The following is a 7,561-nucleotide window of genomic DNA, read 5'->3' on the forward strand; positions in this document are numbered from 1 at the left end:
TCCACTTTATGAGTCATTGACTCAGGTGCTCTTTTTTCCAAGAAGCTCTACATCCAGACACAGGCTCTGGAGTTCTTTTATGAGGACATTAAAGGACTCAGGTATACCTGGCTCAAGAGTATTTTCGCCTTTCACGATAGCCTCGTACATCCGTGCCCTCCCAGATACATCATCAGACTTTACTGTAAGAAACTCTTGAAGTGTATATGCTGCACCATATGCCTGAAGAGCCCACACCTCCATTTCTCCAAGCCTCTGTCCTCCAAATTGAGCCTTACCACCTAAAGGCTGCTGTGTCACCAGTGAGTAGGGACCAATAGATCTTGCGTGTATCTTGTCCTCAACGAGATGGTGAAGTTTCATAATATACATATATCCTACTGTTACAGGTTTATCAAAAGGCCCACCTGTTTTACCATCGTATAATGTAATCTGTCCTGTAGTTGGCAGTTTTGCATCCTTTAGCATATCCTTAATCTGTTTTTCAGAGGCACCATCAAATACAGGTGTGGCAACATACAGTCCCAATGCCTTTGCCGCCCATCCAAGATGGGTTTCTAATATCTGTCCAACATTCATCCTTGAGGGAACACCAAGTGGATTAAGGACAATGTCAACAGGTGTACCATCAGGCAGATAAGGCATATCTTCTTCAGGGAGTATTTTTGCGACTACTCCCTTATTTCCATGTCTCCCCGCAATCTTATCTCCGACCTGTATCTTCCTTTTCATTGCTATATATACCTTCACAAGCTTATTTACACCTGGAGGCAATTCATCACCCTTTCTCAATCTTCCTATCTGCTCATCAAAAATGGTCTTGAGGAGATGTATCTGATCTTCTGTTGCTTCCTTTATCGCTTCTGTCTCTTCCAATGTTTCTTCATCGAGTTCTACACTTTTTAAGAAGTCCTCAGAGAATTTATCGAGGTGTTTTTCAAGAATTCTTTTTCCTTTCCGAACTATAACTTCGTCTGTCTCAGCATCTATTATATCCTCTAATGCCTTTTTGCCTAAAATCATTTTCTGGATTCTTTTCTGTCTTTCTTCATTAAGTATTCTAAGTTCATCCTGAAAATTTCGATCTATCCGCTGTATATCTTCGTCATCGGCAATTGTCAGTCCATCTTTCTCTGTGCCCTTTCGCGAAAATACCTTAACATCTACAACTGTTCCTTCGATCCCGGGCGGAACATATAAACATGCCTCCTTCACCTCTTTTGCCTTTTCTCCAAATATTGCGCGAAGAAGTTTCTCTTCAGGTGTAGGTTGAACTTCTCCTTTTGGGGTTACCTTACCGACAAGAATATCACCGGGTTTTACCTCAGCACCTATTCGTATAATACCTTCCTCCGTAAGCTCTTTCAGTGCCTCTTCACTGACATTCGGGATGTCTCTTGTTATCTCTTCCTTTCCAAGTTTTGTGTCTCTTGCCTCTATCTCAAACTCCTCAATATGGATAGAGGTATATACATCTTCCTTAACAAGCTTTTCACTTATCAATATGGCGTCTTCGAAATTGAAGCCACCCCATGGCATGAATGCAACAAGCACATTTTTACCGAGGGCAAGTTCACCCCTATCTGTTGCAGGTCCATCTGCGAGCACTTCTCCTTCCTTCACCCGCTGTCCTACTGTAACGATAGGCCTCTGGTTTATGCATGTGTTCTGGTTCGACCTGTAAAACTTAATTAAATTATATATATCAATTGTTGACGGCTCCTTACCTTCTTTACCGTCAACCCTTATTACAATACGGCTTCCATCGACACTTTCAACAATTCCACCTCTTTTTGCAGTAACCACTACACCTGAGTCTCTTGCTGCAATCCTCTCCATACCTGTGCCAACTATCGGTGTCTCTGATTGTAATAACGGGACTGCCTGTCTCTGCATATTTGAACCCATCAAAGCCCTATTTGCATCGTCATTTTCCAGGAATGGAATAAGTGCTGCAGAAACGCTTACTATCTGCTTGGGCGAAACATCCATGTAATGTATCTCTTCTGGCGATACTATCTTGAAATCTCCACCAACCCGTGCCGATATTGTATCCCTTGTAAATCTTCCTTTTGAATCTACAGGTGAATTTGCCTGTGCTATAACAAAGTTCTCACTCTCTATAGCAGAGAGATATTCTATTTCATTCGTTACCTTTCCATTCTTGACCTTTCTGTATGGTGATTCAATAAATCCAAACTCATTAACCCTCGCATATGTAGCTAAAGATACGATAAGACCTATATTAGGACCCTCTGGGGTTTCAACAGGACATATCCTTCCATAATGTGTCGGATGAACATCTCTCACCTCGAATCCTGCTCTTTCCCTTGTGAGTCCCCCAGGACCTAATGCCGAGAGCCTTCTCTTATGTGTTATTTCTGCCAGAGGGTTTGTTTGATCCATAAACTGTGATAACTGGCTCGACCCAAAGAATTCCTTTATAGATGCCATAACCGGCTTTGCATTTATAAGGTCATGTGGCATTACTTTGGGGTCCTCAAGATCCTGCAGGGTCATCCTTTCCTTGATAGCCCGCTCCATCCTGACAAGACCAATCCTGAACTGGTTTTCGAGAAGTTCTCCGATAGATCTCACCCTTCTATTGCCAAGATGGTCTATATCATCTATTTCACCCTTTCCTACTCTCAAGTTTATCAGGTAGTGTATTGTTTTTATTATATCTTCGGCTGTCAGTGTTTTCTGTGTAAGTGGTTGATCCAGTCCCAAACGCTTATTCAGCTTGAGTCTCCCAACAGGTGAAAGATCATAGCGTTTTGGGTCAAAAAAGAGTCCTTTGAAGAGTGCTTCAGCCATTTCCAGTGTTGGTGGCTCTCCTGGTCTAAGCCTCCTGTATATCTCAATGATTGCCTCCTCTCTATTAGTAACCTTATCCATAAGAAGGGTATCCCTGAGCGATGGTATGGAGGAGACATTATCTATATAGAGGAGTTTTATCGCCTCTATCTTTGCAGCTACTATCTTTTCAAGCACGTCGTCTGTTAGCTTTTCGTTACCACCAATAATCACAGTGCCTGTATTTGTATCAATGATATCGGTAAGTGTTACACGTCCAATCAGTTCTTCTCTTGAAATAGGTATCTCTGTAATCCCTGCAGCCTCCATCTTTTTTATGGCTGTTTTAGTTATACGGCCACCATCCCTTACAATATATTCACCTGTCTGTTTATTTATGATATTTGTAGTTGCCTTGCTACCGACGAATATCTCAGATGTCTTTCTTGTAAATCCATTCCGCTTTATCTTTATTTCTTCAATTGCATAAAATATCTTAAGTAATTCTTCTGTTGTGTAGCCAAGGGCTTTAAGCAGTATAGTGACTGAAAATTTTCTGCGTCGATCAATCCTTGCATAAATGATATCTCTTACATCAAATTCAAAATCGAGCCATGACCCTCTGTAGGGGATTATACGGGCTGAATAGAGAACTTTACCGCTGGCGTGTGTCTTTCCCTTATCATGTGTAAAGAAAGCACCCGGAGATCTATGGAGCTGACTTACAACTGTTCTCTCCGTTCCATTTATTATAAAGGTTCCATTCTCTGTCATGAGAGGAATTTCGCCAAGATAGACCTCCTGTTCTCTTACATCCCCCCGAATCGATGGAGACTGTGTGTCCTCTTTCTTCTCCCACAAAATGAGTTGTGCCTTCAGTTTAAGGGGTGCCGCATAGGTACTTCCTTTCTGCAGACATTCACGGGCATCGTATTTTGGCTTTCCCACAGAGTATTCTACAAACGCTAAAGATGCTGTTTTATTAAAATCATATATCGGGAATACACTTAGAAGTGCAGATTGAAGCCCGATGTCTTTTCGTTCTTCTGGAGATGCATCCTTTTGCAGAAATCGTTCATAGGAAGACTTCTGGATATCGATGAGATTCGGGATATCTATTATCGCAGGTATCTTTGAAAAATCTACCCTTTGCCTCAATATCTTTTCTTCCATTGTCTCTCCGTCTAAATTATTTAATTTCTATAGTTGCCCCAACCTCTGTAAGCTTTGACTTTATTGTCTCTGCATCTTCTTTTGATACGCCGGACTTAATGGTCTTTGGTACTCCATCAACTAACTCTTTAGCCTCTTTCAGCCCTAAACCTGTAAGCTCACGAATAACCTTTATTACCTGTATTTTCTTTTCCCCTGAGGAAGTAAGGACTACATCAAAAGTCGTCTTTTCTTCCTGTGGTGCTACAGTGGCAGCTGAAGGTGCGGCGGTGACGGCAGTTACTGGTACAGATGCAGTAACACCATATCTTTCTTCAAACTCCTTTATAAACTCAGACATCTGTAGTATTGTCATGTTATCTATAAACTCGAAGACCTGTTCTTTTGTTACCTTTGCCATCTTTTTACCTCCCTAAATTACCTTTCTTTGACTTAACAGCTTCCAGGGCATATGCAAATCTTGCAACCGTTGCATATAGAAGCCCTGCAAGACTCTTTATTGGTGCTTGCAAGTTACATGCAAACACCGCGAGTAATACCTGACGTGGTGGAAGCTCTGCTATTGATTTTATCTTCTCGGTTGTTACAGGACTACCTTCAACTATACCCGATAACAATCTTAGCTTTTCCTGCTTCTTTGTGAAACCCGTAATAACCTTAGCAGCAACTAAGGGGTCTTTATAGCTTAGAACTATACCAATAGTGCCTTTGAACGATTCATTTACTGATCGAACCTGCGTCCCCTCAGATGCTCTCTTAGCAAGTGTGTTCTTTACGACCCTGTACTCTACTCCAGACGCCCTCAGTGTTCTCCGCAACTCTGTTATCTCAGCGACATTAAGTCCTTTATAATCCGTAAGAATGACGGCACAAGCATCTTTAAATTTGTCATGGAGTTCTTTTACCGCCCTCACTTTTTCTTCTCTTTTCAATATCCTTCTCCCCTCCTTTACTGATAGAGTCCCAAAAAAATCTTTGGGATTTTTTGGGGTGCCCCGATGGTCTATTTCCCGAACATCGCTGCGACCTGAAGGGCATCTACGGGAATTCCAGGCCCCATTGTTGAAGAAACTGAAATACCTTTAAGATACCTACCCTTGCTTGTTGGTGGTTTAGCCTTCATAATTGACCCCAGTACTGCTACTGTGTTTTCATAAAGTTTTTTAAGTTCAAAGGAGACCTTTCCAACAGGAACATGGACTACCCCAGCCTTCTCTACCCTATATTCAATCTTACCAGCCTTTATCTCCTTAACTGCTTTCCCTACATCAAAGGTAACCGTTCCAACCTTTGGATTTGGCATTAATCCTCTCGGTCCAAGTATCTTGCCTAACTTGCCAACCATACCCATTACATCAGGAGTAGCTACTGCGGTATCAAAATCCAACCACCCCTGTGTTATCTTCTCCGCTAAATCCTCTGCACCAACATAATCTGCACCTGCATCCCTTGCCTCTTTTTCCTTTTCACCCTTTGCGAACACAATCACCTTTACCGATTTTCCGGTGCCGTGTGGAAGAACAACCGTACCCCTTACCATCTGATCTGCATGTTTAGGATCGACTCCTAATCGCACAGCCATATCTACTGTCTCATCAAATTTTGCGTTCGCAATATCTTTAACTAACCTCAATGCCTCTTCAAGACTATATAGCTTCGTACTATCGAACTTTGACTTGCTTTCAATATATTTTTTACCCATCTCTCCACCTATTTAAATTCAAAATTAAATTGCAAAATGCAAAATTATGGAATCCATTAATCTTGACCTGTCGTCAGGACAGGTTTTGATTTTTGATTTTTGCATTTTTAATTTATTTAACAATCTCTATTCCCATGCTCTTTGCTGTTCCCTCAATTATCTTGATTGCACCCTCAAGGTCATTTGCATTAAGGTCAGGCAATTTAGTCCGTGCTATCTCTTCGATCTGTGACGAAGCAACCTTCCCAACCTTTTCTCTGTTTGGGGTACTTGAACCTTTTATTATTCCTGCAGCCTTTTTCAATAGTTCAGCAGCAGGTGGTGTCTTTGTTATAAATATAAATGATCTGTCAGAGTAAATTGTGATAACCACAGGTATAATGGTTTCACCGAGATTCTGTGTCTGGGAATTGAATGTCTTGCAGAATTCCATTATATTGATACCATGCTGTCCAAGTGCAGGACCAACAGGTGGTGCTGGATTTGCTTTGCCAGCTGGTATCTGCAGCTTTACACTCGCTACGATCTCCTTCTTAGCCATCTAAACCTCCCCTAAAGTGTCCGTTCTGCCTGTGCGTGTCCGCACGCAGACAGGGTCAGTTGTCAGTAAAGACTGTTCACAGACACTGTTCACTGTCACTGTCTCTATGCCTTTTCAACCTGCAAAAAATCAAGCTCCACAGGTGTCTGTCTTCCAAATATGCTTACCATGACCTTAAGTTTCCCCTGCTCTGTATTTACCTCATCGACTATACCTATAAAGTTATTAAATGGTCCGTCTACGATACGAACACTGTCACCTTTTTGAAACTGTACCTTCAGCGTAGGGGCAATTTTCTCTCCTGACATCTGATGCATTATTGCCTCGATCTCTTCTATAGAAAGAGGAGAAGGTGATGTTGCACCTCCTACAAATCCTGTGACCTTTGGGGTACTCTTTACAAGATGCCATGTATCTTCAGCCATATCCATTTCTATGAGTATGTAGCCAGGATAGAATTTCTTTGTAGATACTTTTTTCTTCCCGCCTTTTATTTCAACCACATCCTCTGAAGGTACAAGTATCTTTGTTATCCTCTCCTGAAGACCTAATGCCTCTACCTTCTCTTCTATGTTAGCCTTTACCTTCGATTCAAATCCAGAATAGGTATGAACTACATACCAGTTTTTTGCCATAACAAAACTCAAATCCTCCTATTTAAATGCCAGACCAACAAGCTTCGAGAGCCCCAGATCAATAATGCCTAAGAAAATAGCAACAATTATAACAGTAATTATCACAACCCATGTAGAACCTTTTATCTCTTCTTTTGTCGGGAAGACTACCTTTTTTAATTCGATCTTTACTTCCCTTAAGAATTCCTTAACCCTGTTTAGCATCGTATCTTAAATACCGTTTCGCGTTTTTTACTTATAACTCATCACTTATAACTCATATGTGGCAGGCCAGGAGGGATTCGAACCCCCAACACCCGGATTTGGAGTCCGGCGCTCTAGCCGTTAGAGCTACTGGCCTATGCTTTTGTCTCCTTATGCGTAGTATGTCTCCTGCAATGCCGACAGTATTTCTTTATCTCAAGTTTATCTGGAGTATTTTTTTTGTTCTTAGTTGTAGAATAATTCTGTCTTTTACACGATGTACATGTCAATAATATTATGTCCCTCATTCAATTATCTCCGTTACCACACCTGCACCTACGGTTCTTCCACCTTCTCTTACTGCGAATCTTAATTCCTTCTCCATCGCTATAGGGGTGATGAGTTCTACTGTCGTAGAGATATTATCCCCTGGCATTACCATCTCAACACCCTCAGGCAGCTTTACCACACCAGTGACATCTGTTGTCCTGAAGTAGAACTGGGGACGATACCCATTGAAAAATGGGGTAT

9 protein-coding genes and 1 tRNA gene are annotated in these 7,561 nt (G+C 41.6%); all 10 read right to left on the bottom strand.

From position 1 onward, the window contains the following. Window positions 1-21 precede the first annotated feature (21 nt). Complete coding sequence (gene rpoB / locus AB1488_03990; protein ID MEW6409259.1) at window positions 22-3,969, bottom strand: DNA-directed RNA polymerase subunit beta; 3,948 nt, start codon at window positions 3,967-3,969, stop codon at window positions 22-24. Window positions 3,970-3,985: 16 nt separating this feature from the next. Then, entirely contained in the window at window positions 3,986-4,369 is a 384-nt protein-coding gene (gene rplL, locus AB1488_03995) for a 50S ribosomal protein L7/L12 (protein MEW6409260.1), read from the bottom strand. Between the two features lie 4 nt (window positions 4,370-4,373). Continuing rightward, window positions 4,374-4,901 (bottom strand): 50S ribosomal protein L10, encoded by a 528-nt coding sequence (gene rplJ, locus AB1488_04000; protein MEW6409261.1) that lies wholly within the window; start codon window positions 4,899-4,901, stop codon window positions 4,374-4,376. A 71-nt stretch (window positions 4,902-4,972) separates the two neighbouring features. Then, window positions 4,973-5,671, bottom strand: coding sequence for a 50S ribosomal protein L1 (rplA, locus tag AB1488_04005; protein MEW6409262.1), 699 nt, complete (start codon window positions 5,669-5,671; stop codon window positions 4,973-4,975). A 112-nt stretch (window positions 5,672-5,783) separates the two neighbouring features. Then, the gene (gene rplK, locus AB1488_04010; protein ID MEW6409263.1) at window positions 5,784-6,212 is read right to left on the bottom strand and encodes a 50S ribosomal protein L11; all 429 of its coding nucleotides are present in this window, start codon (window positions 6,210-6,212) and stop codon (window positions 5,784-5,786) included. 104 nt (window positions 6,213-6,316) lie between these two features. Then, window positions 6,317-6,847, bottom strand: a complete 531-nt coding sequence (gene nusG / locus AB1488_04015) for a transcription termination/antitermination protein NusG (protein ID MEW6409264.1) — start codon at window positions 6,845-6,847, stop codon at window positions 6,317-6,319. A gap of 18 nt (window positions 6,848-6,865) precedes the next feature. Continuing rightward, a complete protein-coding gene (gene secE / locus AB1488_04020; protein ID MEW6409265.1) occupies window positions 6,866-7,051 on the bottom strand; it encodes a preprotein translocase subunit SecE in 186 nt (61 codons plus the stop codon). Between the two features lie 59 nt (window positions 7,052-7,110). Then, window positions 7,111-7,187 (bottom strand) — tRNA-Trp (locus AB1488_04025). After that, window positions 7,186-7,338: a 50S ribosomal protein L33 gene (gene rpmG, locus AB1488_04030; protein ID MEW6409266.1), complete on the bottom strand. Its 153-nt coding sequence runs from the start codon at window positions 7,336-7,338 to the stop codon at window positions 7,186-7,188. The genes AB1488_04025 and rpmG overlap by 2 nt, the downstream gene beginning before the upstream one ends. Continuing rightward, a partial coding sequence (gene tuf / locus AB1488_04035; GenBank protein ID MEW6409267.1) for an elongation factor Tu occupies window positions 7,335-7,561 on the bottom strand: 227 nt, incomplete at its 5' end. The genes rpmG and tuf, both read right to left, overlap by 4 nt.

The sequence above is a fragment of the Nitrospirota bacterium genome, from assembly GCA_040756155.1.
Taxonomy (GTDB): Bacteria; Nitrospirota; Thermodesulfovibrionia; order JACRGW01; family JBFLZU01; genus JBFLZU01.